This is a genomic window from Streptomyces bugieae (assembly GCF_036352915.1).
GTDB lineage: Bacteria > Actinomycetota > Actinomycetes > Streptomycetales > Streptomycetaceae > Streptomyces > Streptomyces endophytica.
In genome coordinates, this window is sequence record NZ_JAZBJP010000051.1 from 16647 (window position 1) to 40371 (window position 23725).

20 protein-coding genes and 1 pseudogene are annotated in these 23725 nt (G+C 75.3%); 8 read left to right on the forward strand and 13 right to left on the reverse strand.

Translation table 11 applies throughout. The annotated features are described in order from the left end of the window. Positions 1–17 precede the first annotated feature (17 nt). Positions 18–893, reverse strand: a complete 876-nt coding sequence (locus tag V2J85_RS37790) for an alpha/beta fold hydrolase (protein ID WP_261952833.1) — start codon at positions 891–893, stop codon at positions 18–20. Between the two features lie 185 nt (positions 894–1078). Here V2J85_RS37790 and V2J85_RS37795 point away from each other — a divergent pair, with 185 nt between their 5' ends. Continuing rightward, positions 1079–1900 carry a PP2C family protein-serine/threonine phosphatase gene (locus V2J85_RS37795; protein ID WP_261952832.1) on the forward strand — a complete coding sequence of 274 codons (822 nt, stop codon included), beginning with the start codon at positions 1079–1081 and terminating at the stop codon, positions 1898–1900. A 54-nt stretch (positions 1901–1954) separates the two neighbouring features. Continuing rightward, positions 1955–2953 (forward strand): MASE1 domain-containing protein, encoded by a 999-nt coding sequence (locus V2J85_RS37800; RefSeq protein ID WP_261957226.1) that lies wholly within the window; start codon positions 1955–1957, stop codon positions 2951–2953. Between the two features lie 12 nt (positions 2954–2965). Here the strand turns inward: V2J85_RS37800 and V2J85_RS37805 are convergent, their stop codons facing one another. Genes V2J85_RS37805 through V2J85_RS37815 form a run of 3 tightly spaced genes read right to left on the reverse strand, consistent with a single transcriptional unit; the run spans position 2966 to position 6661 of the window. Continuing rightward, a complete protein-coding gene (locus V2J85_RS37805; protein WP_261952831.1) occupies positions 2966–3379 on the reverse strand; it encodes a DUF742 domain-containing protein in 414 nt (137 codons plus the stop codon). Between the two features lie 19 nt (positions 3380–3398). Beyond that, positions 3399–3839 carry a roadblock/LC7 domain-containing protein gene (locus V2J85_RS37810; protein ID WP_261952830.1) on the reverse strand — a complete coding sequence of 147 codons (441 nt, stop codon included), beginning with the start codon at positions 3837–3839 and terminating at the stop codon, positions 3399–3401. Continuing rightward, positions 3836–6661, reverse strand: a complete 2826-nt coding sequence (locus tag V2J85_RS37815) for a sensor histidine kinase (RefSeq protein WP_330824109.1) — start codon at positions 6659–6661, stop codon at positions 3836–3838. The genes V2J85_RS37810 and V2J85_RS37815 overlap by 4 nt, the downstream gene beginning before the upstream one ends. Before the next feature lie 262 nt (positions 6662–6923). On the opposite strand from V2J85_RS37815, the gene V2J85_RS37820 reads away from it, so the two are divergent. Continuing rightward, positions 6924–7406 carry a hypothetical protein gene (locus V2J85_RS37820; protein ID WP_410011181.1) on the forward strand — a complete coding sequence of 161 codons (483 nt, stop codon included), beginning with the start codon at positions 6924–6926 and terminating at the stop codon, positions 7404–7406. Positions 7407–7440: 34 nt separating this feature from the next. Here the strand turns inward: V2J85_RS37820 and V2J85_RS37825 are convergent, their stop codons facing one another. After that, positions 7441–7770: a bifunctional 3-phenylpropionate/cinnamic acid dioxygenase ferredoxin subunit gene (locus V2J85_RS37825; RefSeq protein ID WP_261952827.1), complete on the reverse strand. Its 330-nt coding sequence runs from the start codon at positions 7768–7770 to the stop codon at positions 7441–7443. A gap of 159 nt (positions 7771–7929) precedes the next feature. On the opposite strand from V2J85_RS37825, the gene V2J85_RS37830 reads away from it, so the two are divergent. Continuing rightward, positions 7930–8736, forward strand: coding sequence for an IclR family transcriptional regulator (locus V2J85_RS37830; RefSeq protein ID WP_261952826.1), 807 nt, complete (start codon positions 7930–7932; stop codon positions 8734–8736). Positions 8737–8846: 110 nt separating this feature from the next. On the opposite strand, the gene V2J85_RS37835 is transcribed toward V2J85_RS37830, so the two are convergent. The 8 genes and pseudogenes from V2J85_RS37835 to V2J85_RS37870 form a co-directional block, all read right to left on the reverse strand. Continuing rightward, entirely contained in the window at positions 8847–13538 is a 4692-nt protein-coding gene (locus V2J85_RS37835; protein WP_330824110.1) for a coiled-coil domain-containing protein, read from the reverse strand. 53 nt (positions 13539–13591) lie between these two features. Next, complete coding sequence (locus tag V2J85_RS37840; protein ID WP_330824111.1) at positions 13592–14536, reverse strand: hypothetical protein; 945 nt, start codon at positions 14534–14536, stop codon at positions 13592–13594. A gap of 58 nt (positions 14537–14594) precedes the next feature. Next, complete coding sequence (locus V2J85_RS37845) at positions 14595–16118, reverse strand: hypothetical protein (protein WP_261952823.1); 1524 nt, start codon at positions 16116–16118, stop codon at positions 14595–14597. A gap of 168 nt (positions 16119–16286) precedes the next feature. Further along, positions 16287–17344 (reverse strand): annotated as a pseudogene (locus V2J85_RS37850) (DUF2891 domain-containing protein). After that, entirely contained in the window at positions 17341–17985 is a 645-nt protein-coding gene (pcp, locus tag V2J85_RS37855) for a pyroglutamyl-peptidase I (RefSeq protein WP_261952821.1), read from the reverse strand. Before pcp ends, V2J85_RS37850 begins: the two are co-directional and overlap by 4 nt. A gap of 86 nt (positions 17986–18071) precedes the next feature. Further along, positions 18072–19040 (reverse strand): DUF979 domain-containing protein, encoded by a 969-nt coding sequence (locus V2J85_RS37860; RefSeq protein ID WP_261952820.1) that lies wholly within the window; start codon positions 19038–19040, stop codon positions 18072–18074. Beyond that, positions 19037–19747, reverse strand: a complete 711-nt coding sequence (locus V2J85_RS37865) for a DUF969 domain-containing protein (protein ID WP_261952819.1) — start codon at positions 19745–19747, stop codon at positions 19037–19039. The genes V2J85_RS37860 and V2J85_RS37865 overlap by 4 nt, the downstream gene beginning before the upstream one ends. Positions 19748–19872: 125 nt before the next feature. Further along, the gene (locus V2J85_RS37870) at positions 19873–20616 is read right to left on the reverse strand and encodes a GntR family transcriptional regulator (RefSeq protein WP_261952818.1); all 744 of its coding nucleotides are present in this window, start codon (positions 20614–20616) and stop codon (positions 19873–19875) included. 303 nt (positions 20617–20919) lie between these two features. Between V2J85_RS37870 and V2J85_RS37875 the strand changes: the two genes are divergently transcribed. The 4 genes from V2J85_RS37875 (at position 20920) to V2J85_RS37890 (ending at position 23669) form a co-directional block, all read left to right on the forward strand. Next, positions 20920–21708, forward strand: a complete 789-nt coding sequence (locus V2J85_RS37875; protein ID WP_261952817.1) for a LamB/YcsF family protein — start codon at positions 20920–20922, stop codon at positions 21706–21708. After that, complete coding sequence (gene pxpB, locus V2J85_RS37880; RefSeq protein WP_261952816.1) at positions 21705–22328, forward strand: 5-oxoprolinase subunit PxpB; 624 nt, start codon at positions 21705–21707, stop codon at positions 22326–22328. Before V2J85_RS37875 ends, pxpB begins: the two co-directional genes overlap by 4 nt. After that, positions 22325–23218 (forward strand): 5-oxoprolinase subunit C family protein, encoded by an 894-nt coding sequence (locus tag V2J85_RS37885; RefSeq protein ID WP_330824112.1) that lies wholly within the window; start codon positions 22325–22327, stop codon positions 23216–23218. The genes pxpB and V2J85_RS37885 overlap by 4 nt, the downstream gene beginning before the upstream one ends. 166 nt (positions 23219–23384) lie before the next feature. Further along, complete coding sequence (locus V2J85_RS37890) at positions 23385–23669, forward strand: hypothetical protein (protein ID WP_261952814.1); 285 nt, start codon at positions 23385–23387, stop codon at positions 23667–23669. Positions 23670–23725: the final 56 nt, after the last annotated feature.

Sequence of the window (23725 nt, forward strand, 5' to 3'; positions counted from 1 at the left end):
GGCGGCCCGGCCCGCCGTCAGGCGTGCCGGGCGAGGTGGTCGAGGATCGCGGGGGTGACGAGCCCGGGGACCTCTTCGGGGAGCCAGTGGCTGGCGCCCTGAAGGGCCTCGAAGCGGTAGGGGCCGTCCACCCACTCCCCCGTCGACTCGGCCGCGCCCCGGCCCAGGGCGACGTCCTCGCTGCCCCACAGGAAGAGGGTGGGCACGGCGATCCGGCCGGCCGGCACCGAGATGACGGTCTCCGGGGCGCGGTACCAGTTGAGGGTGGCGGTGAGCGCGCCCGGTGCGGAGAGCCGGCGGACGTTGCCGTCGACGAGCGCCTCGGGGACCTTGCCGCCGTAGACGGCGCGCAGCCGGGCCGCGTCGTCGGCGAGCAGGGCGGCCTCGGCGGCGCCGTCGTCGCGGCGGAAGAAGCGGACGTAGTCGAGCCGGTGATGCTGTGTCGGGTCCTCGGCGGCGGCCCGGTTGAGGGCCTCCGGGTGCGGGGTGGCCAGCACGCTGAGGGACTTCAGCCGCTCGGGGTGGGCGCCGGCCAGCGCCCAGGCGACCATGCCGCCCCAGTCGTGGGAGACCAGGTGGAAGCGGCCGGCGCCCTGGGAGTCGGCGAACGCGAGGGCGTCGGCGACGAGTTCGGGGACGGCGTAGTCGGCGATCCGGGGCGGGCGGGCGCCGGGGGCGTAGCCGCGCTGGTCGACGGCGACGGCCCGGTAGCCGGCCGCGCCGAGAGCGGGCAGCACCTCGCTCCAGGAGTCGGCGAACTCCGGCCAGCCGTGCAGCAGCAGGACGAGGTCCCCGTCGGCGGGCCCGCAGGCCAGGGCGTCATGGGTGTGCGGCCCGACCTGGATCTCCAGGCGCTCGAAGGGGGCCGGGGCCGGGGTGGCGTCGGTGGCCATGGCGGTGCCTCTCGTCCGGTGGCGGCCGGCTGCGGTGACGGCTGAGCACGGCCGCGATGGCAACGGAACAACTGATCACCGAGCCTAACCCGCTGTTGACCATTGCTCAACAAGGCTCGGCGGTGCCCGGCGGGCCGGGCGTAGGGTGAGAACAGACGCGAGCCGCGTCCGGAGCGGAGTGCGCGATGAACCGACGCCGCGGCACCGGGCCGTCGCCCGAGGAACTGCTGGGCCTCCTCGGCCGGCTCACCGGCCAGGTCATGGAACGGATCAAGCTGCAGCAGGCACGGGTGGCACTGGCCGTGGAGCTGCAACGGCACATGCTCCCGCCGGAGCTCCCGGGCCTGCGGGGGCTGACCACCGCGGCCCGCTACGTGCCGGCGCAGACCGGGCTGGACATCGGCGGGGACTGGTACGACGCGTTCGCCCTGCCGGACGGCTCGCTCGGCTTCGTCATCGGCGACGTCCAGGGCCACGACGTGGAGGCCGCCGCCTTCATGGGCCAGGTCCGCACCGGCCTGCGCGCGGTCGCGGGCGCCACCACCGACCCCGGCGACGTCCTGGAGCGGGCCAACAACCTGTTGCTGTCGATGAGCTCCGACCTCCTGGCGACCTGCGCCTTCCTGCGGTTCGAGCCGACGTGCGGCGAGCTCGCCGGCGCCCGGGCCGGGCATCTGCCCGCGATCTGGGGCACCGCCGCCGGTGCGGAGGTGCTCACCGACCCGGGCGGGCTGCCGCTGGGGGTCTTCCCCGACGAGCGCTACCCGGTCACCCGCCGCCGGCTGGACCGGCCCGGGGCGTTCGTCCTGCTCACCGACGGGGTGGTGGAGGGCCCGAGGTTTCCGATCGAGCAGGGGCTGGCCCGGGTGACCGGCATCGTCGGAGCGGCGTACGGGGCCGCGGCCGACGACCTCGCCGCCCAGGTGGTCGCGGTCGCCGATCTGACCGGCCACACCGACGACGCCGCCGTACTGGTGCTCCGTCACGACGGCGGCCCCTACGGGTAAGCGGGCGCGGTGGACGGGCGGACGCCGAGCGGACCCGGCAGCGTGGCCGGGCGGATGCTCGCGGCCGGGGCGGGGCACCGGGCGCTCGCCGTGCAGATCCTGGCCACCGCGGGGGTCTACTACGGCGGTGCCCGGCTCGGTCTGCTGCAGGAACTGGTCCGCGGGCAGGTCACCCCGCTGTGGCCGCCGACCGGGATCGCCCTGACCGCGCTGCTGCTGTTCGGGCCGCGGGTGTGGCCGGGCATCGCCCTGGGCGCGTTCCTGGTCAATGTGTCTCTGGGGCCGTCGTTCCTCGTCGTGTGCGCCATCGTGGCGGGCAACACGCTCGGTCCGCTGCTCGCCCATCGGCTGCTGCGCCGGGTGGATTTCCACACCCGGATGGACCGGCTGCGCGACGCGGTGTCGCTGGTGGGCCTCGGCGCGCTGACCGGGATGCTGGTGAGCGCCACCGTCGGCAGCGGGGTCCTGGTCCTCTCCGGGGCGCTGACCGGCGCGAACTTCTGGCCCACCTGGGCGGTGTGGTGGACCGGCGACGCGATGGGGGTGCTGGTGGTCACGCCGGTGCTGCTGCTGTTGAGCACGCTCCGGTGGCCGCCCCGGGGCCGCTTCCGCCCCTACCGGTGGGCGGAGGGGGTGCTGCTCGGGGTCTGCACCTTCGCCGTCACCGAGTTCGCCGTGAGCAGCTCGATGAACCTGCTCTTCCTCGTCTCGCCGTGCCTGATCTGGGCCGCGTTCCGCTTCGAGCGGGCCGGTGCGGCGCCGTGCGCGCTGCTGGTCTCGACGGTGGCGATCGTGGCGGCCGCCGAGGGCTCGGGGCCGTTCGCGCACCACGACCTGTTCACGAACATGGTCACCCTGCAGGCGTTCAACGGGATCACCGCGCTGACCGCGCTGCTGCTCGCCGCGGTCGTCACCGAGCGGAGCACCACCCACCGGCAGATCCAGCAGGTGGTCGCCCAGCTGACCGAGGCGCTCGCCCGGCTGGAGCCGGGCCGGGCCGGTGAGCAGTGGCCGCCGCCGCGCCACACGGAGCAGGGCGACGGCGACGGCTGACGTCCCGGCCGGTCACAGCGCCCGCAGACCGTCGATCACCTCGCGCAGCACCTGCTCGTCCGGCAGTTCGGCCGGCGGCACCGGCCGGCTGACCCGGACCAGGGCGGCGTCGAGCAGATCGCCGATCAGCACCCGGACGACACCGACCGGCAGGTCGAGCTCGGCCGCGAGTTCGGCGACCGACAGCGGCGCGTCGCGGCACCACTCGACGATCTCGACGTGCTCCGGCGACAGCGTCTGGTCCTCGACCGTCTCCGCCGCGCGGCTCTCGGCGATCACCTGCGCGATCAGGTCGAGGCGCCCCTCCGCGGCGGTCCGGGTGCGCCCGCGGGTCATGGCGTACGGCCGGACGACGGGACCCGCTTCGTCGTCGAACCAGCGGGCCGCCTCCCGGTCGCGCGCCGCCCGGCCGTCCTGATCGCTCATGGTGTCACCGTCGTCTGGCTCAGCTGGCCGGACCGGACCGGGGCAGCGTGCCCAGGTGCGTACCCACGCGCTTGACCAGCAGGGTCATCTCGTAGGCGATCAGCCCGACGTCGGAGTCCGCGTCGGCCAGGACGGCCAGACAGCTGCCGTCGCCGGCCGCGCTGACGAACAGGAACGCCTCGTCCAGTTCGACCATGGTCTGCCGGACGTGTCCCGCGCCGAAGTGCCGGCCGACGCCCTTGGCGAGGCTGTGGAAGCCGGAGGCGACCGCGGCCAGGTGCTCGCCGTCCTCCCGCGTGAGGTCCTTCGAGGCCCCGGTGGCGAGCCCGTCGCTGGAGAGGACGAGTGCCTTGCGGATCGCGCCGACCCGCTCGACCAGGTCGTCCAGGAGCCAGTTCAGCTCGCCGGATCCCTTCGCCGAGCCCGGTGTGGTGAACGCTGCTGCCTGCGGTTCGGTCATGGACCGTCCCCTCCCGATGTGGTTCCTGGTGGTGCTGTGGTGCCCGGGCCGGTGCCGTCCTGCGGGGCGCCGTCCTGGGCATCCGGATCTGTGGTGTCCGCGGCGGCCGGTGTCCCGCCGGGGTCGTGCGCGTCGTGGGGTGTGCCCTCCGCGCGGGCCTCGTCCTCCTCGCTGTTGTGGCGGCGGCCGCGCTGCCAGCCGCGCTGGAGCGAGGCCATCCGGGCGCGTACCGCCTCGGCGTCGCGGTCGTCGTCCGCGGCCGGCGTGGCCGGCCGCTCCGGTCCGGGCCGGCCGCCCCCGTCGGCCTTGAGCTGCGGGGCGAGGCTGGCCTGCCGCACCCGGCGGGGCAGCCCGGTGGACGTGGTGGCCGGGGGTGCCTCGCCGGGCGGCGCGGCGTCGTCGGGGCCGTCCGCGGATTCCTCGGCGGAGCCCCGGGCGGCGGGCCGCTCGTCCCGGCCCCGGTCGCGGTGCCGCTCCCGATCCCGGTCCTCGTCCCGGTCGCGCTCGCGCTCCCGGTCCCGGTCCCGGTCGTCGACCGTTCTGCCGTGGTCGGAGACCAGCACCGGCGGGCGGGGGCGGCGCGGCAGCGGGGCGAGCCCGCCGCCGGGCGCCTGGTCGCGGGTCTGCTGGTGCTGCTCGCCGTCGGGGACCGGCGGTACGGGGGCGATCCCGGCGCGCGGTCCGCGCTCGCGGCCCCGGCGCGGGCCGCCGAAGAGGGCGTCCTCGTCGTCGAGCGGGCCGAGCTCCTCCGGTCGCAGCGGCGGTTCCAGTTCGACCGGCCCGTCGACGAGGCCCCGCCGGTCCCTCGGGGGGAGCGGCACCGGCACCTGTGAGAGGGCGGCCAACTTCCCCGCGGCGTGGTCGAGTTCGTCGTCCACCGGGACGCCGGCGAGCGGTCCGCCGCCCTCCCGGCCGCCGCCCGCGTCCCCGGTCTCCGTGAGGATCGCGCCGGGGAGGAAGACCACGGCCGTGGTGCCGCCGTACGGCGAGGGCTGCAGGGTGACCCGGACGTCCTGGCGCTGGGCGAGCCGGCTGACCACGAACAGGCCGAGCCGGTCGGTGTCGGACAGCTCGAACTCGGGGGTCTCGGCGAGCCGGAGGTTGGCCTCCAGCAGCTGGTCGGGGGGCATGCCCAGACCGCGGTCGTGGATCTCCAGGGTGTAGCCGTTGGCGACCCGCTCGCCGAGCACCTGGACGGCGGTGTGCGGCGGTGAGAAGACGGTGGCGTTCTCCAGGAGTTCGGCTATCAGGTGGGTGAGGTCGGAGACGGCCGGGCCGTCCACCGCGAGCCGGGGCAGCCGGCGCACCTCGACGCGCTCGTAGTCCTCCACCTCGGCGACCGCCGCGCGCACCACGTCCATCAGCTGGATCGGTTTGCGCCACTGCCGGGAGGGTGCCGCACCGGAGAGGATCACCAGGCCCTCGGCGTGCCGCCGCATACGGGTGGTGAGGTGGTCGAGCCGGAAGAGGTCGGCGAGCTCGTCGGTGTCCTCGGTGCGCCGCTCCATGGCGTCCAGCAGCGTCAGCTGGCGGTGCAGCAGCACCTGGCTGCGGCGGGCGAGGTTGACGAACACCTCGGAGACCCCGCGGCGCATCTCGGCCTGTTTGACGGCGGCCTCGATGGCGGCCCGCTGCAGGGTGTTGAGCGCCTGCCCGACCTGACCGGTCTCGTCCGGGCCGAATTCGAGCCGGGGTGCCTCGGTCTCCACGTCGACCTGTTCCCCGGCGGCCAGCCGGCGCATCACGCTCGGCAGCCGCACGCCGGACACCTCGTGGGCGGTCTTGCGCAGCCGGGTCAGGTCCCGGACGTGCCGGCGACCGATGCGGAAGGAGACGATGACCGAGACCAGCAGGGCGACGAAGCCGAGGACGCCGGCGGCGACCGCCTTGACCACGATGCTGGTGGCGGCCGGCGCGACCCGCTCCTGGTAGCGGTCGCCGGCCTCCTTGCCCATCCTGGCGAGGTCGCCGAGCACCTTCCGGGCGGTGGTGTTCCAGCGTTCGGCGTTGACCGCGTCCGGCCCGGCCCGGTCGCCGGCGGCGATCACCCGGTCCTCGTAGGAGGTGAGTTCACGGGCGGTGGCGGAGCGCCAGTAGTCCTCGTAGAGGCCGCGGTCCCGGGAGGGCAGCAGGGGCAGGTTGGTGCCGTAGAGGACCCGGCGCTCGGCGACCCGGTCGGACAGCTCGCGCACATCGCGCCGGCTCATGCTGCCGGAGGCGAGCACCGCGGACATCAGGGCGTCCTCGCGGGCCAGGGCCTCGCGGGCGCGGGTGACGTTGACCAGGGCCCGGCCCTGCTTGTCCATCTCGACGTTGTCCAGGGCGTGCACCGCGGCGAGGAAGTCGTAACCGGGATCGACCAGGGCGTCGTAGGACTCCATGGCCTCGTCGCGGGTGACGGTGTTGTCCTCGACCTGGGTGCGCAGCGAGCGGAGCGAGGACAGGCCCTTGAGGAGGGTGGTCATCCGGTCGCCGACGCCGGCGTTCAGGTCCTCGCGGACATCGCGGCCGGCGGCGTCGTGGCGGAGCCGGGCGACCAGGACGTCGGTGACCCGGGTCCGGGTGTGGAGTTCACTCAGCGCGTCGGCGCCGCGGCGGTCGGCGAGGTAGAGCAGGCTCTGCCGGCGCTCGCGCTGCAGGGCCTGGATGACGTCCTCGACGGGATAGCCCAGGTTCTTCACGACGTTGCCGACGTCCAGCAGCTGGTTGGCCGAGCGGCCGGTGACATAGGTGGTGACCGCCCACATCGTCGTCAGGGACACCAGCGGTACGAGCAGCAACGCCACGATCTTCCGGCGGACCGACTTCCCGCGAAAGCGCATGGCCTCCCCTACGTCAACCCCGGCGCACGGGGGTGGTGTTCCGTCAACAAACGGCGCGAGCCTACTACTGTCGGGGGACCAACCCGAAGGGCTCTCCAGGCCCCGTGGCGCGGCCCACGGCAGGGTCGTCCCGAGTTGTCCGCCGATTCCCGGACAACCCGCCCGTATTTGTGAGCCGGGAGCGCGTACCGGCACCGGAGGGCACGGTGGGGCGGTTGGCCGGTTTTGCTCTACCCCGGGGAACCCCGCGGTGCTTCCGTGCGTGCACCATGGGGGTGGACGGGTCCGGCAGCGGGGAATCTTCCGGTGGAACCCGGGCACTCGGCAAGGAGCGGACGCGCGGGGTGAATGCGGGGAGTGTGACACGGTCATGGACACCGGCAGGGAGCCGTTGTGGCAGGAGGAGCCGGCGGCCCGGCCCCGGATGGCGGAGCCGGTGCGGACCGCCGCGGTGCGCGCCGTCATCATCGTGGCGGTCACCCTGATCCAGGCCATGGTGGCGTTCCTGTGCACGCTGTCGGGGTCCTGGCTGGCGTTCCCCGCGGTCCTCGGCACGGTCGCCGGCACGGTGGTCGCCACCTGGGCGGTGCTGGACGTCTGGGTGACCCGTCAGGTCTGGGTGCAGCGCCACGGCGTGCGGTCGCAGCCGAGCAGTACGGCCCGGGAACTGCGGCGCGAGCGGCGGCAGGCGCGCCGCCGGCAGCGGCGGGAGCGGCCGGCGCCGGCGGACCGGGCGGCCGCCTGAGCGAGCGCCGCGGCCCGGCCGGCCCGCGAGGCCGTTATGCCACCGCCTCTTCCCTGACGGCCGGCCGGACGTGGATCATCCCGTCGATGACGCCGACCTCGTGGGTGCGTACCGGGTGACGGGCCGGCAGGCAGGTCGGGGCGCCGGTGCGCAGGTCGAACAGCGCGGCGTGCAGCGGGCATTCGACGAAGCAGCCCTCGGCCCAGCCCTCGGAGAGCGACGCGTCCTGGTGGCTGCAGGTGTCGTCGACGGCGTAGAAGCCTTCCTCGGTGTGGAAGACCGCGATGGCCGGCGTGGTCTCGTCGATCTCGATCCGTACGGATTCGCCCTCGGGCAGGTCCTCGGTGCGGCAGACGGGAATCATCTGGCCCCCCTCGCGCTGATCGGTATCATGTGTTCTGAATAACGCATCGCAGAGCGCGATGCGCAACAGAATCCAAGGCGTGGAGCGGGCCGTCAAGGGCTTCTCGGAAGATGCCCTCGCGCGACCCCTCGGGGGCCACCGGGTGGTGAACGAAGACCCATGTCGAATACGAGCGGGACCTCGGACGAACGGTCCGAGGAGCGGCGCGGCGGGGCGGGTTCCGTCCAGTCCGTGGAACGTGCGGTGAGCGTGCTGGAGATCCTCGCCAAGCTCGGCGAGGCCGGGGTGACCGAGATCGCCGAGGAGCTGGGCGTCCACAAGTCGACCGCCTTCCGGATCCTCGGGGTGCTGGAGGGCCGCGGGCTGGTGGAGCAGGAGAAGGAACGCGGCAAGTACTACCTCGGGTCCGGGGTGCTGCGGCTGGCCGGCGCCGCCGCGATCCGGCTGGACATCTCGCAGGAGGGCCAGCCGGTGTGCCGGGCACTGGCCGACGACACCGGGGAGACCGCCAACATCGCGGTGCTGGACGGCGATGCCGCGGTCAACATCATGCAGGCCAGGGGCGCGGCAGCGGTCACCGCGTACAACTGGCTGGGCCGCCGCACCCCGTTGCACGCCACCGCGAGCGGCAAGGTGCTGCTGGCACATCTGCCGAGCGAGCGCCGGGAGAGCCTGGTGACCCGGAAGCTGCCGCGCTTCACCGAGCACACGCTCACCACCGCGGCCGCCCTGCGCGCACAGCTGACGGCCGCGCGGGAGGACGGCTTCGCCTGCACCGGCGAGGAGTTGGAGATCGGGCTGAACGCGGTGGCGGCGCCGGTGCGGGCGCACGACGGCGCGGTGATCGGCGCGATCGGCGTCTCCGGCCCGGCGTACCGGATGGCGCGCGGGCTGCTGCCGGAGCTGGCCGAGCGGTCCGTGAAGGCGGCCGTCGAACTCTCCCGGCGCATGGGCTACCCGGGGTGAACCGGGCCCTCGACGGCCTCAGAGCGGCGGTCGGTGGGATACGGCGCGGGGAGGTACCGCGGCCGGTGGCGGTGCCGTGACCGTGGCGCACCGACCGCAGCCCCCGCCGGTCACCCGGCGTCCGCGCCCTCCTCGGCGGCCGGCTCCTCCGGGCGGCGGTACATCCGCGTCGCCGTGATCTGGCCGTGCACCACCTCGCCCGACGGGTCGGGCTGCGGCAGGCCCGGCCGCAGATGCTCCTCGACGCTGATGTACTTCAGCCCCGCCCGCAGGTCCGCGTCGTTGCGCAACCGGATGACCAGCGGGAACTCGGCGAGCGCGGTGGTGTCGAACAGACCGGTGGTGTACAGCAGCTGGACGCCCAGCGCATCGGCGACCGCCCGCTGCAGCTCCAGCAGATAGGTGGCGTTGGCGCGACCGATGGGGTTGTCCAGGAACAGCGTGCCGGCGTGCCGCTGCTTGTCCCGTCCCCGGTCGTTGCTGCGCAGCGCCGCCATCGTGCAGTACAGGGCGATCGCGGCGGTCAGCAGCTGGCCGCCGGAGAAGACGTCGCCCATCTGCCCGACCGGCACCCGCTCGGCGCGCAGCACCGCGTCCGGCTTGAGGATCTCCACCGCGACCCCGCGCGGCTGCAGCGCGGCGCTCACCCCGCGCAGCAGCAGGGACATCCCGTCCCGGCGCAGATCGCTGTTCTTCTTCACGGCCGCGCGGGTCGCCTCGTCGATGACCTCGCCCAGCCGCTCGGTGAGGGTGGCCTGGTCGGGGTCCTCGAAGCGGATCCGCAGGAACTCCTGGCCGGACCACTCCCCCAGCCCCTCCGGGAGCCGGGACAGCCGCTGGGCCGAACGGAGCGTGGTGAGCGAGGACTCGACCAGCCCGCGCAGCCGGTCGACGATGGAGTCGCGGTTGCGCTCCAGCTGGGCCAGCTCGTCGGTGAGCACCCGCAGCCGGGGCGCGAACGCCTCGGCCCATTTGGCGGCGTGGTCCGGCAGGGCCGCGGCGGGCAGTTCGCGGATCTGCTGCCGGGCCGGGGTGCGGACCTGTTCGTAGCGGGTGGAGTTGGCGTGCCGGACGAGGATGTCGGCGGCCTCGCGGACCGCGGACTCCGCGGCGGACAGATCGGCGGCGCAGCCGCGCAGCGAGCGGCGGGACTCGGCGGCGGCCTGCCGGGCGGCGTCGAGGGAGCCGGCGTACGGCTCGATCGGCGCCGGTGCCCCCTCCTCGGTGTCCTGGTGGTCCCGCAGCAGATCGCGCAGCAGGGCGGCGGTCTCGTCGAAGCCGCCGGCCGCGTCCTCGGCGGCGCGGTGGGACCGCAGCAGGTCCTCGTGCTCGGTCCGGGCGGTGGCCAGCGCATCGGTGGCGGTGGCCAGTTCGCCGGACGCGGTGCGCAGCAGCTCCTTGGCGCGGTCGGCGTCGGCGGGCACCAGCTCGTCGGGGAGTTCGGTGTGCGCCTCGCCGTCCGTCGGCGCGAGCCGCTCGGCCTCGCCGCGGAGCCGGCCGAGCTGCTCACTGGCGGCCGAGGCACGGCTCTCCAGCATCTGCACCAACGATTCGGCGCGGGCCGCGGCGGCCTGCCGGGACGGGCCGTCGGCGGCGTCCGGGCTCTCCAGGAGCGCCTCGGCGCGGGTACGGACCTTGTTGGTGAGGCGGTTCAGCTCGGCCAGCGCGGCGGATTCGTCGCCCTCGGCGCGGGCCTGCTCGGCGCGCAGGTCCGCGCCGACACCGACCTTCTCGTAGAGCTGGGAGGCGGCGCGGTAGGCCTCGCGCAGCGCGGGCAGCGAGGTGCTCGGGGCCTCGGGCGCCTCGCCCAGGTCGTCCGGGACGCCGGCGATCTCGGCGCGCTCGGCGCGCAGCGCACGGGCCGTCCGGCGGGCGTCGTCGGCGGCCCGCTGGGCGGCCCGGCGGTCCTCGTCGGCGGCCCGGGCGCGGTCCACGCACTCCTCGGCGCGGGCCTCGAACTCCGCGGCCTCGTCGGCGAGTTCGCGCAGCCGGGACTGCCAGGAGGCGCGCTCGCGCAGCCGGTGGGCGAGCCCGGCCAGCAGATCGGCGGCGCGGCGGGCGCGCTGCGCGTCGTCCTGCCGCTCGTCCCGCACCCGGGTGGCCTCGGCGGCCGTCTCGTCGGCCTCGGCCCGGGCCGTACGGGCCTCGGCCAGCTCGGCGGCGGCCGCCTCGGCGGCCGCGCGGGTCTGCTCCGCGGCGTCGGCGAGCTCGGCGAGCCGGCCGGCCGGGCAGCCGGTGCGCCAGGAGCCGAGCCGGGCGGCGAGCGCGCGGTCGCCGGCGAGCCGGGCGGCCAGCGCCCGGATCTCCTCGTCGCGCTCTATGGCGCGGGCCCGCAGCGCCTGCCGCTCCTCGTCGGCGGCGGACTCGTCGTGCATCGCCGGGTTCGGTGTGACGAGGAAGACGCTGTGGACGGCCGGGTCCCGCTCGTCGTCGGCGGGGGTGGGGGCGAGCAGCGCGGCGGCGGTGCCGACCGCGACGGCGGAGCGGGGCAGCAGCGCGGCCTGGCCGAGCACCTCGCGGGCCCGGGCGTGCGAATCCGGGTCCGTGATGATCACGCCGTCGACGAGCTCGGGGCGGGCGGCCAGCACCCGGGCGTGGTCGGCCGGGTCGACGGCCTGGGCGAGGTAGCGCCAGCCGGGCAGCGCGGGCACGCCGTGTTCGCCGAGGTACTCGACGGTGGCCAGCACGTCCGGTCCGGGCGGCAGCAGGCCCCCGTCACCGAGGGCGCCGAGGATGCGGGCGTCGTCGGCGGCGGCGGTCCGCAGCTCGAACAGCTGCCGCTCGGCGGCGGCGACGCCGCCCTCCAGCAGTTCCTGGAGCGCGTCGGCGTTGCGGTCCAGCTCCTCGGCGGTCAGCGGGCCGGTGCCGGCCGGGCGGCGCGGGGTGCCCGGCTCGGCGGCGCCACCGGCCGTACGGGGCCCGGGCACGCCGGCGGTGCGGCCCTCGGCCGACGGGAGTCCGAGCAGGTCGGCCAGCCGCGGTTCGGCGCCGATCGACTCGGCGGCCCGGCGCTCGGCGTCGAAGGCGCGCTCGGCGGCCTCGGCGGCGTCCTCGGCGCGGGCCGCGGCGAGTTCGGCGGCGGAGTGCCGGGCGGTCGCCTCGCGGGCCCGGTCGGTGGCCTGGCCGGCCGCCTCCCGGGCCACGTCCCAGGACTCGACGGCGGCCTTCTCGGCGTCCGAGGCGGCGAGCGCGGCGCGGGCCGGGTCGGCGTCCGGGGCCGCGTCGTCCAGCCAGCCGGCCCGGACGGCCTCCGCGGTCTCCTCGGCGACCTCGGCGAGCCGCTGCCGGAGGTGGTCGGCCTCGCTGCGGGCACGCTGGGCGTGGGTGGCGGCGGCGGTCGCGTCGCGGTGCGCGGACTCGCCGGCCTCCTGGAGGGCGGCGGAGCGCTCCTCCTCCTCGTTGGCGACCCGCTCGCCGGCCTCGGCCGCGGCGTGCAGGGCGCGCACGAGGTCGGCGGCGGCGGTGGCGCGGGCGGCGAGCGCGGGCGCGGCGTCCCGCTCGGCCTCGCGGATGGCGGCGGCGACCCGGGCGGAGCGGTCGGCGGCGGCGCGGTGCCGCAGCGCGGTCTCGGCGGCCTGCCAGGCGCTGTGCAGCGTACGGGCGTCGTTGAGCTCGCGGCGCTGGGCGGCGGCGCCCTTCTCGGCGGCGGCCAGCGCCAGCGAGGCGTGCCGGTAGGCGAGTTCGGCGGAGACCAGGGCGCGGCGCTCGCGGACCCGCTCGGCGTCGGTGACGCGGTGCGCCGCGGTGGCGACCTGCTCGGCCAGCTCGGCGGCGCGGCCGCGCTCCTCGGTGCCGCGGGCGTGCAGCCGCTGGGCCAGGGCACGGGTGCGGCGCTCGGCGCCGGCGTGTACCTCGCGGGCGCGTTCGCGCTGTTCGGCGGCGTCGGCGATGCGGGAGAGGAGGTCGAGGGAGCCGGCGGTGAAGTCGCGTTCGGCGGTGAGCTCGGCGCGCCGGCCGAGCTTGTGGGCGAAGCCGTGCACGAGGTCGGCGAGGCCGTCGGTGTCCCGGGTGTCGGTGACCGCGCGCAGCAGCAGGTCGGTGAAGTCGGAGTCGTTCTTCACCGCGAAGAGGCCGGCCGCCTCGCCCTCGTCGGCGTTCATCTCGCGCTGGTAGCGGAAGAGTTCCGGGTCCAGGCCCAGCTCGCCGAGGTGTTCGTTCCAGCGCTCGTGGACCTCCTCCCAGACCACGTCCAGATTGGGGTAGTTCTTCCCGGCCTCGGTGAGGACGTCGCGGAAGCCCTTCATCGTGCGGCGGCGGCCCTGGGCGCCGGAGCTGCCCTCGGCGCCCTCCTGGCGGGGCCGGACGACGGTGGCCTCGGCGACCGGCAGCGAGTCCAGGCTCATGCCGGGGCCGGGCCGGAAGCTGTACCACGCCTCGGCGAACTTGCGGGGGTCGTTGGAGACCTGCCGGCCGCGCCATTCGCTGACCTTGCCGACGACGACGGACTCGCCGGTGAGGACGTGCTGCCACTCCAGGGCGACGTGGCCGCAGTCGTCGGCGAGCAGGAACTTGCGCAGCACGCCGGAGCTGGCGCCGCCGAGGGTGTTGCGGTGGCCGGGCAGCATCACCGAGAAGATCAGCTTGAGCAGGACGGACTTGCCGCCGCCGTTCTCCAGGAAGAGCACGCCCGCGGGGGCCGGCCGGCGCGGCGGGCCGACCGGCTCGTCCTCGAAGAAGTCCGCCTGGGCCGGGGCCGGTCGGGGCACGGGCGCGCCGACTCCGCGCAGGTCCAGCACGGTGTCGGCGTAGCGCGCACCGGCGGGCCCGATGGAGTAGAGACGGACCCGGGACAGCTCGTACATGGCGGACTTTCGTTGTCGTGGCGGGAGGCGGCGGGGGCGGGCGGGGCGGTCGGTCAGCCGGAGTGGAACGGCAGGCCGGCGTCCGCGACCAGGTCGAGGGCGTCGGTGTCCTCGCCGGGCAGCAGCGAGGCGCTGCCGTCGGCGACCGGGACGATGCCCAGGTCCAGGAGCTCGGCCATGGCGGCGCTGCCGGCCATGTCGCGGACCTGGAGCTGATAGCGGGCGGTGGTGCGGTAGGCGCCGCCGGCGTCGTCGCCGGTGCGCTGCAGGAAGCCGGAGTCGACGAGGAAGGTGACGGCCTTGGCGATGATGCCGGTGGTCGAACCGGCCAGCCGCCGGGCGTCCTTGGTGGCGCCGGTGGCGCTGCGCCGCGCGTAGATCCGCCAGGCGGATTCCAGGCCGGGGGCGTCGGTGGCCGGGTCGGTGTTCTCCCCCTGCTGCTCGGCGCGCTCCTCCAGGCGGCGGCAGGCCTGCCGGACGAAGGCGTCGACGCCGTTGACGGTGATCCGGCCGATGTAGCCGTCGGCGGCGAGGTCCTCGGGGCGCGGGAAGGCGAGCGCGGCGACCGCGAGGTGGGCCAGGCCGTGCAGGAAGCGGTCGGCGGAGTCGGCGGAGGCGCGGCGGGCGTAGTCGCCCATGCGGACCGCGAAGACGGAGTCCTCGGCGGCGGTGACGGCCATGCCGGCGCGGGTGGAGACCTCCAGGACGACCAGGCCGAGGCCGGTGGCGACGGCGTCGGCGAGCCGGGCGAAGGCGGGGTCGTCGCGGTAGCGGCGCAGGAGTTCGCCGTAGTCGGCGTCGCGGGCGGGCAGCAGCTTGGGCTGGAGTCCGAAGGAGACCAGCCGCGCGGCGTCCGCGGCGTCGGCCGGGGTGACGGGGGCGTGGCCGGTGGTCTGCCCGGCCGGTGCGCCGTCGGCGGCGGGCGCGCCCCGGTCCGGGTCGCCGGGCGGGGACGCCAGGTCCGGCTGCGGCGTCTCGTCGGCGTCGTACGGGGTCACGGGACAAGCTCCTTGCGGGGGACGGTCGGGGGCGGTGCGGGCGGGGTCGCGGGCGTCATCAGGCGACCTCCGAGCGGTCGGCGGCCATGCCCGCGGCGTCCAGCAGGGCCGTGCCGACGATGAGGTCGGCGCCGCCGAACTCGGGGTCGGCCAGCTCGGTGCCGTCGTCGACGGCGAACAGCAGCTGCTGTTCGCCCTGGCGGTAGGCGGTGCCGACCGGGGGGCTGGCGGCGTGCACCGCCAGCAGGGCGACGAGGTAGGGGAGTTCGGGGTCGCCGCGGCGGGCCTCGGCGAGCAGGCCGGAGAGCCGGCGGGGCGCGTCCGGCGGCAGGTCGAGCAGGGCCATCGCGGCATCGAGCTGGGCCTCGCTGAAGCGGCTGTCGTCGGGCGTGGCCACCAGGTCGGGCTCGGGCATCTCGGCGCCGAGGTGCTCGCGTTCGACGGGCGGGGTGAGCAGCACCTCGACGAGGTCGCCGACGCGGACGGCGGCGGGGGTGCGCAGGCCGGTGCCGTGCGCGAAGAAGGCGTCGGTGACGCGGGTGGCCTGCTCGACGGGGAGCGGCAGGACGGGGGCGACGAGCTGGCCGTACAGGTCGAGGCCGGCCCGGGCGACGGGGGTGGCGAACGCCTGCCGGTCCTGTTCGGCGCGGAAGAGCGGGCCGGCCTCCAGCAGCCGCGACTGGAGCTGGGTGTGGCGGCGGATGCAGTCCTTGACGATGTCGACCAGCTCGGCGGCGCGCCGCTTGTGCTCGGGCTCCTCGGTCTCGTCGCGGGCCTTGCGGATGTTGGTGAGGATGGCGTTCTCGTGGCGGTAGCGGTCCGCGACGTGGTCGAGCGCCTCGTTGATCATGTCGGGGACGGTTTCCAGCCAGTCGACCGCGCGGACGTTGCGCCGGGTGGCGTCCAGGGTCCGGCGGAGGGTCTCGGCGTACTGGACGGTGCGGTAGCGGGCCTGTTCGGCGGCGAGCTGGGCGTCGGCCAGCCGGCCGCGGCTGATCAGCACCTCCAGCTTGACCTCGGCGGCGATCTGGGCGCTGGTGACATCGGTGTCGAGCGCGCCGACCAGGACGTTGACCGCTTCGTCGGTGGCGCGGAGGTAGACGGTGCCGCCGGCGCCGGGGACCTCTTCGATGAGCTTGAAGTCGTAGTCACGGCGGATGTACTCACCGTCGGTGGTGAAGGTGCCGTAGACGGCGCGGAAACCGCGGTCGACGCTGCCGACGTTGATGAGGTTCTCCAGCACCCAGCGGGCCACCCGCTCGTGTTCGGCGGTGGGGCGGCCGGGGGTCTGGGCGGCGACCCTGGGGAGCACCTTGGCCACTATTTCCTCGTGGTCGGCGCCGGTGTCGAAGTCCATGTTGAGCGTGACCAGGTCGATGACGGCGAGCGCCACCTCCGCCATGGCGTAGACGCCGTACTCGCCCGCGAGGTTGGCCTTGCGCGCGTCGAGGTCGTGCAGCGGCGCGGTGCAGGCCAGGGCACGCAGCCGGCGGGCCAGGCCTTCGTCGGCGGCCGGGCCCGGCGCGGGGCGGTTCACCCCGTTGAGCTGGGGCGCAGCGGGCCCCTGGGCGGGAAAAGTCACGTCGCACAGAGTAGGCGCTCGCACTGACAACGGACGAAACGGCGCGGATCCGCTCATGGGTGGAACGGCTGCCGGATCCCTTGACGGACCGCGGGCGGGCGGTGCTTCGGCCGGTCGGCCAGTTTACGGCGTGCCCGGCCGCGGCCGGGCGTCAGGTCCCTTTGCCGGTCACGTCCCGAAAGGTCCGTCACCGGCCGGCGGTCCGTCCAGGGCGAGGACGGCGAAGGTGGCGAGCCAGTGGTCGGCGGTGAAGTCTCCGGTGACGGTGTGCGGGAGGCCGGCGACCAGGTGGTCGCGGGCCGCGGCGGTGAGGACCGGGCGGCGCGGATCACCGTCGGGCAGCGCGGCGGCGATCCGGCGCAGTGCGGCCGCCCGGCTCAGCGAGAGGCCGATGAGGTGGCCGATCTGGGGGTCGGCGGGGTCGGAGACGGTGGGCGGGCCGAGCAGCGCGGCCGGGGCGCGCCGGTCGAGGCCGGGCAGGAAGCGGCCCAGCCAGGCGGCGAATTCCGGGCCCGGCAGGACCCGGGCCATCGCCTCGGCCTCGCTGAACGCCGGGGAGAGGAAGTCCTGTCCGGAGGGCTCCCAGTGGGCGGGCGCGGTGTGGTCGTCGGTGAACCAGCGGCGGAGCGTACGGGCGACCGGCCCGGCCAGCGCGGGGCGGCCGGCCGCGGCGGCGCTGTCCAGGACCAGGCCGAGCGCGAAGGCGCTGTTGGTGTGGGTGCCGTGGCGGACGGGGTAGGTGGCGCGCGGCAGCCAGGCGCGCAGCAGGGCGTCGACGGTTTCGGCCGCGGGCGCCAGTGCGGCGGCCCAGCGTTCTCCCTCGGCGCCGCCGAGCGCCCGGCATTCGGCGGTGAGGGCCAGCAGCCAGGCCCAGCCGTAGGCCGCTCGAAGGACGGGTGGGCGCGCAGATAGGCGGCTTCCGCGGCGAGGTGGGCGGGGGTGAGGTGGGCGTCGAGGACGTCGGTCACCGCCGCGCGGGGGACGCGCCGGGGGCAGCGGCGCAGCAGCCGGACCAGCAGCCAGTGCATGTGGACCGCGGAGTGCCAGTCGTACGAGCCGTGGAAGGCGGGGTGGTGGGTGCGGGGCGGCACCAGGTCCTCGGGGCCGGTGAGCAGGTGCATCGGGGCGTTCGGGTAGGCGCGGGTCACGTTGGCCCGGGCCAGATCGGCGAACCGCTCGGCGTGGGCGGCGAGTTCGGTGGCGTGGGTGCCGGTGGCGGTGCTCAATGGGTGGCTCCGCCGGCGATGCGGAGGTCGGTGCGGGTGCGGGCCGCGGTGGCGGTGATCTCCCGCAGCGCCCGGGCGACCGCGTCGACCGGGAGGGACGGCTGGGCGCGGTCGGTGACCTGCTCGGGGGCGTAGGGGACGTGCACGAATCCGCCGCGCACGCCGGTGAGTTCGGTGGCGATGAGGTGGGCGAGGCCGTAGAAGACGTGGTTGCAGACGAAGGTGCCGGCCGTGTTGGAGACCGAGGCGGGCAGGCCGGCGGCGCGTACCGCCTCCACGCAGGCCTTGATGGGCAGGGTGGAGAAGTAGGCGGCGGGGCCGCCGGGCACCACCGGTTCGTCGACGGGTTCGGCGCCGGTGGCGTCGGGGATGCGGGCGTCGTCGACGTTGAGGGCGACGCGTTCGACGGTGATGTCGGGGCGGCCGCCGGCCTGGCCGACGCAGAGGACTATCTCGGGGCGGGTCTCGTCGATCGCGGCGCGCAGCACGGCCACCGACGCCCCGTAGACGCAGGGCAGTTCGACGGCGGAGGCCTCGATTCCGGGCGGCGGTTCGGCCGCGGCGGCGCGTACCGCCTGCCAGGAGGGGTTGACGGTCTCCCCGTCGAAGGGGGCGAATCCGGTCAGCAGTACCCGGGTCATACGGTCGTCCTCGGTGCGGATGGTCGGAGGGGGGACGGCGCGGGCACGGCGGTGGGGGCGCCGTGCCGCGGCGGGGGCGGGCCGGTTCAGAAGGCGAACAGGGCCATGATCACGATGTTGCAGCCGAGCAGGACGCCGGCGGTGGGCAGTTGGGCCTTGATGGGCCCGTACTGGTCCTTCAGTTCCAGCAGGGCGGCCGGGACGATGTTGAAGTTGGCGGCCATGGGCGTCACGAGCGTGCCGCAGAAGCCGGCGAGCATACCGATGGCCAGGACGGCGGCGGGATTGCCGTGGAAGTGCCCGATGAGCACGGGCCAGCCGACGGCCGCGGTCATCACGGGGAAGGCGGCGAAGGCGTTGCCCATGACGATGGTGAAGGCGAACATGCCCACGCAGTACAGGGCGATGGCGAGGTACAGGGAGTCCTTGGGCAGGACGGAGGTGGTGAGTTCGCCGACCCGGTCGCCGACGCCGGAGACCTGGAAGATCGCGCCGAGTGTGGCCAGCATCTGCGGCAGCAGCATCGCCCAGCCCATCGCCTCCAGCATGGAGCGGCCGGCCTGGACGGGCACCGTGATCCGCTTCTCGCGCAGCATCACCATGCCGACGACGAGGGCGGCGACGGCGCCGATGCCCAGGCCCAGGATGGTTTCGCTGCCCTCCTGGAGGACCGGTTCGCCGCCTATGGAGAGGTGCTTGACGCCGATGGCGCAGGCCATGGCGACGGCCGGGATGGTGAGCGCGGGGACGAAGAGCTTGTTGCCGAGCCGGGCCGCGCTGGCCGTGCGCTCCTCGGGGGTGGTGGTGCGCGGGGTGCCGCGTCCGGTGAAGCCGAAGCCGGCCAGGCAGGCCATCACGAGGACGGCGACGCCGAGCGGCTCGGCGGGCGCCTGCTTGGTGACGACCCAGCTGCTGTAGACGAAGCCGGCGCCGATCAGGCCCCAGAAGGCGCCGGTGCCGTACCGCTTGGGGTTGCTGCGGTCGGTGAGCATCTGGGCGGCCATCACCAGGAAGCTGAGGCCGACCAGCCAGTAGAACCACTCCGCCTTGATCACTGGGCTGCCTCCACTGCGGTGCCGGACGGGACGGGGGCGGTGCCGAGTTCGCGCTCCAACTGGCGGTCCAGGCGCAGCAGTCGCCAGCCGTGGACCAGGAAGGCGCACACCGCGGTGGGGATGGCCCACAGCGCGAGCTGCAGCGGTTCGAGGTGGGTGCCGTAGGTGGTGTTGACGAAGCCGGTGATCAGCAGGATCGAGCCGACCGCGAGGAAGACGTCCTCGCCGAAGAACAGGCCGACGTTGTCCGCGCTGGCGGAGAACGACCGGACCTTCTCCCGGGTCCGTTCGGGCAGCCCGCCGTACTTGCGCTCGGCGGCGCCCTCGGCCATCGGGACGGCGAGCGGGCGGACGGTCTGGGCGTGTCCGAAGACGTTGGTCAGTCCGACGGCGGCGCCGATCTGCCGCAGGCCCAGGTAGAGCGCGAGGAACCGGCCGGTGGTGAGCCGGCCGAAGCGGGCGATGAGGGTGCGGGCGCGTTCCTGGAGGCCGTAGCGCTCCAGGAGGCCGATGACCGGGAGGGTGATCGCGAAGATGGTCACCGCCCGGCTGCCGGCGAAGCCCTCGCCGAAGGCGGCGAGGACCTTGCCGGGGGACAGTCCGCCCAGGAGGCCGGTGGCGATGCCGGCCACCGCGACGACCAGGAGCGGATTGCGTTTCGTGGCGAAGCCGATCACGACCACGAGCACGCCGAGGAGCACGATCATGGATCCGCCTTCCGCGTACGGGACCACGAGGGGTCCGGGAGAGGGGTGAAGAGATTGCAGCGGAGGCTAGGCGATTGTTCAACGATCCGACAAGGGGTCTGCGCGGGCGAACCTCGGATCGCGGGTCAGTCCCGGGCGATGTGCTGGGCGTACGCGCCCGACAACTGGCTGCGCGAGTCCTCCAGGTAGGACAGCAGCAGCCGTTCGGCCTCGGCCGCGTCGCCGGCCTGCAGGGCTTCCACGATCTGCCGGTTCCGGGTCAGATAGGGCGCGTGGAACCGCCGGGGATCGGCCATGACGTGGAAGACCAGCCGCAGTTCGGCCAGCACGCCGCGCATCAGCTCGTCGGTGCGCGGGCTGCCGGCCAGCGCCACGATGCCCTGGTGGAAGCGGATGTTGGCGGTCGACAGGTCCTGCCACGCGCGGTCGTGGGAGGCGGCCTCACCGGCCCGCACGGCCGCCTCGATCGCGGCGACGGCCGCGGTCGTCCGTTCGTCGTGGGGCCCCTCCCCCAGGCTGCGTACCGCCGCGCACTCGACGAGCGTGCGCACCCGGTAGATGTCGTCCAGGTCCTCGACCGTCACCACCCGCACGAACACCCCCCGGTTGAGCTCGTGCACCAGCAGCCGCTCGTGCGTCAGCAGCCGGAAGGCCTCGCGCAGGGTGTTGCGGGAGACGCCCAGCGCGCCGCCGATGCTCTCCTCCGACAGCCGGGCGCCGGGCGGGAAGTACCCCTCGGTGATCCGGTCGCGCAGGATGTCGGCGACCCGCTCCGCCGTACTGGCGCGGCCCAGCAGGGCCCGGTCCCGTTCCAGCCCCGCGACCTCGGCGAGCCGCCGCTGATCGTTCTTCGCCACTCCGCCGGCCATCTGGCTCCCCGCTCTCGTGCCGTGCCCGGTGGCCGTCCGGGCCGTCCGGGCGTCGTGTGGACGGAAGTCAATCCCAGATCCGGGGACAAGACAACGGAACCTCTTCCGGAGCCCGCACACCTCTTGTCGGATCGTTCAACGATCCTCTACGTTGTCCCCCGATGCCGGTCGGCTCGAGTGCCCTCGGGGGAGAGTCACTACGGATACGGGCCGACCGGTTCGCCCCTGCCGTCCCTCCCCCGCCCGCAACCGGGCCGCCCCCGGCCCGCCCGGCCGGCACCGAGCACCCTGGAACGGAGCGACATGAGCGACGCGGCGGACACCCCCGGCGACGCCCCCGTCATCGACCTCAACGCCGACCTCGGCGAGGGCTTCGGCCGCTGGCAGCTCACCGACGACGAGGCCCTGCTCTCCGTGGTGACCAGCGCCAACGTCGCCTGCGGCTTCCACGCCGGCGACCCGGCCACGATGCGCCGGGTCTGCGCGCTGGCCGCCGAGCGCGGGGTGGTCATCGGCGCCCAGGTCTCCTACCGCGACCTGGCCGGCTTCGGCCGCCGCGCGATGGACGTCCCGCCGGACGAACTCGCCGACGAGATCGCCTACCAGATCGGCGCCCTGGAGGTCTTCGCGCGGGCGGCCGGCGCCCGGGTCGGCTACGTCAAGCCGCACGGCGCGCTCTACAACCGCTGCGTCCACGACGCGGAGCAGGCCGGTGCGGTGATCGCCGGAATCCGGACCGCGGGCGGCGGGCTGCCGGTCCTCGGACTGCCCGGCTCCCGGCTGCACGAGGCCGCCCGGCAGGCCGGACTGCCGGTGGTCGGCGAGGCGTTCGCGGACCGCGCCTACACCGCCGCCGGCACCCTCGTCCCGCGCCGCGAGCCGGGCGCGGTCGTCCACGACCCCGACGAGGTCGTCAAGCGCGCCCTGGGCATGGCCCGGGACCGCGCGGTCACCGCGATCGACGGCCACCGGGTGGAGATCACCGCCCGCTCGCTGTGCCTGCACGGCGACACCCCGGGTGCCGCCGGCCTGGCCCGGCGCGTCCGGTCCGAGCTGGCCGCGGCCGGGGTGCGCGTCCGGAGCTTCGTATGAGGCCGCTGCCGGTCGGCGAACACGGCCTGCTGATCGAGCTGGACAGCGCCGAGGAGGTCGGCGCGCTCCACGCAGAGCTGCTGCGCCGGGCCGCCGACGGCACCCTGCCACCGGTCGGAGAGATCGTGCCGGCCGCCCGCACGGTCTTCCTCGACGGCCTGGCCGACCCCCGCGGACTGATCGCCGAACTCGCCACCTGGGACGTCCCGCCGCGCCCCGCCGACGACCGCCCGGCCGTCGAGATCCCGGTCCGCTACGACGGCCCCGACCTCGCCGACGTCGCCGCCCTGTGGGACACCACCCCCGACGAGGTCGTCCGCCGGCACTCCGGCACGACCTTCCACGTCGCCTTCTGCGGCTTCGCGCCCGGCTTCGGCTATCTGACCGGGCTGCCCGAGCCGCTGCACGTGCCGCGCCGGGACACCCCCCGGACCAAGGTCCCGGTCGGCTCGGTCGCCCTGGCCGGCCCGTACACCGGGGTCTATCCGCGCTCCTCCCCCGGCGGCTGGCAGCTGATCGGCACCACCGACGCCGTGCTGTGGGACGCGCGCCGGGAACCGGCCGCGCTGCTCACCCCCGGCACCCGCGTCCGCTTCGTCCCGCTGGAGACCGCCCGATGACCGACCGTGCCCTCGCGGTGGTCCGGGCCGGTGCGCTCACCACCGTGCAGGACCTCGGCCGCCCCGGTCACGCCCACCTCGGGGTGCCGCGGGCCGGCGCCCTGGACGCGCCCGCGCACCGCCTCGCCAACCGCCTGGTCGGCAACCCCGAGACGGCCGCCACCCTGGAGACGACGCTGACCGGCTGTGCCGTACGGGTGCGGACGGCCACCACGGTCGCGGTCACCGGCGCGCCCTGCCCGGTGACCGTCGACGGCCGTCCCGCCCCCTGGGGCGCCCCGGTGCGCGTCCCGGCGGGCGCCGTCCTGGACGCCGGACCGGCCGTGCACGGGCTGCGCTCCCACCTCGCCTTCGCGGGCGGGATCGACACCGAGGAGGTGCTCGGCAGCCGCGCCGCCGACCTGCTCTCCGGCCTCGGCCCCGATCCGCTCACCGACGGCGCGGTGCTCCCGCTGGGCGCCCCGTACGGCCCGCCCGCCGCCGCGGACGCCGTCCCGCACCCGGGCCCGGTGAGCGAACTGGTCCTGCCGTTCCTGCCCGGCCCGCGCGACGCCTGGTTCACCCGGGCCGGGCTGCGCACCCTGACCACCGGGCGCTTCACGGTCTCGGCGGCCAGCAACCGCATCGGGCTGCGCACCGAGGGCCCGCCGCTGGAACGCGCCCGGACCGGTGAACTCCCCAGCGAGGGCATGCCGTTGGGCGCCCTGCAGGTCCCGCCGAACGGCCTGCCGGTGCTCTTCCTGCACGACCACCCCACGACCGGCGGATACCCCGTCATCGGCGTGGTGCCCGAGCGTTTCCTGGCCCCGGCGGCGCAGGCGGTGCCGGGCACCCCGGTCCGGTTCGTGCGCCTCGGCCGGCGGCCGGCCCGGGCGGCGCACTCCGGGTGACGCCGGCGCACACCGCCACCCGAAGTGGGCACGGTGCGCCGGCCGTTCGCGCCCGGTGCCCCGCCTCCGCCCGCGTTGCCGGGGACACCGCTGGGCACGTTCCGTAGCGGATCAACCGCACCGAGTGACCGACTCGGGCTTCCGCACGGAAGGAACCGTCACCACCATGCGTCTCGTCCCGCGCCTCGCCGCCGCGCTCAGCGGTCTCGCCCTCGCCCTCGGCGGCGTCGTGGCCGTCGCCCCGGCCGCCCACGCGACCCCGCAGGCCTGCTTCTACACCGTCCTGGAACAGCACCCCGGCGCGAACCCCGAGGTCGTGGAGCGGGCCTGTCACCTCGGGGCCGAGGGCGGCCCCGAGGCCGCGCGGGCCTGCTACTTCGAGCTGCGGCGCGACTACGTCCCCGCGGTGGTCGCCTTCGAGGCGTGCCGCCGCGCGGCGGAGGAGGAGTAGCGGCCGGCCGAACCGGCGCACGTGCCGGCCGTGGGCACCCCGGTGTCCACGGCCGG

What these genes read in the sequence shown, in the direction of transcription:
- V2J85_RS37815 (WP_330824109.1), bottom strand. Translation starts at nt 6,661, where the DNA reads ATGCGCTTTCGCGGGAAGTCGGTCCGCCGGAAGATCGTGGCGTTGCTG.
- V2J85_RS37825 (WP_261952827.1), bottom strand. Translation starts at nt 7,770, where the DNA reads ATGATTCCCGTCTGCCGCACCGAGGACCTGCCCGAGGGCGAATCCGTA.
- V2J85_RS37865 (WP_261952819.1), bottom strand. Translation starts at nt 19,747, where the DNA reads ATGATCGTGCTCCTCGGCGTGCTCGTGGTCGTGATCGGCTTCGCCACG.
- V2J85_RS37795 (WP_261952832.1), top strand. Translation starts at nt 1,079, where the DNA reads ATGAACCGACGCCGCGGCACCGGGCCGTCGCCCGAGGAACTGCTGGGC.
- V2J85_RS37870 (WP_261952818.1), bottom strand. Translation starts at nt 20,616, where the DNA reads ATGGCCGGCGGAGTGGCGAAGAACGATCAGCGGCGGCTCGCCGAGGTC.
- V2J85_RS37885 (WP_330824112.1), top strand. Translation starts at nt 22,325, where the DNA reads ATGACCGACCGTGCCCTCGCGGTGGTCCGGGCCGGTGCGCTCACCACC.
- V2J85_RS37790 (WP_261952833.1), bottom strand. Translation starts at nt 893, where the DNA reads ATGGCCACCGACGCCACCCCGGCCCCGGCCCCCTTCGAGCGCCTGGAG.
- V2J85_RS37810 (WP_261952830.1), bottom strand. Translation starts at nt 3,839, where the DNA reads ATGACCGAACCGCAGGCAGCAGCGTTCACCACACCGGGCTCGGCGAAG.
- pcp (WP_261952821.1), bottom strand. Translation starts at nt 17,985, where the DNA reads ATGACCCGGGTACTGCTGACCGGATTCGCCCCCTTCGACGGGGAGACC.
- V2J85_RS37830 (WP_261952826.1), top strand. Translation starts at nt 7,930, where the DNA reads ATGTCGAATACGAGCGGGACCTCGGACGAACGGTCCGAGGAGCGGCGC.
- V2J85_RS37890 (WP_261952814.1), top strand. Translation starts at nt 23,385, where the DNA reads ATGCGTCTCGTCCCGCGCCTCGCCGCCGCGCTCAGCGGTCTCGCCCTC.
- V2J85_RS37875 (WP_261952817.1), top strand. Translation starts at nt 20,920, where the DNA reads ATGAGCGACGCGGCGGACACCCCCGGCGACGCCCCCGTCATCGACCTC.
- V2J85_RS37800 (WP_261957226.1), top strand. Translation starts at nt 1,955, where the DNA reads ATGCTCGCGGCCGGGGCGGGGCACCGGGCGCTCGCCGTGCAGATCCTG.
- pxpB (WP_261952816.1), top strand. Translation starts at nt 21,705, where the DNA reads ATGAGGCCGCTGCCGGTCGGCGAACACGGCCTGCTGATCGAGCTGGAC.
- V2J85_RS37835 (WP_330824110.1), bottom strand. Translation starts at nt 13,538, where the DNA reads ATGTACGAGCTGTCCCGGGTCCGTCTCTACTCCATCGGGCCCGCCGGT.
- V2J85_RS37805 (WP_261952831.1), bottom strand. Translation starts at nt 3,379, where the DNA reads ATGAGCGATCAGGACGGCCGGGCGGCGCGCGACCGGGAGGCGGCCCGC.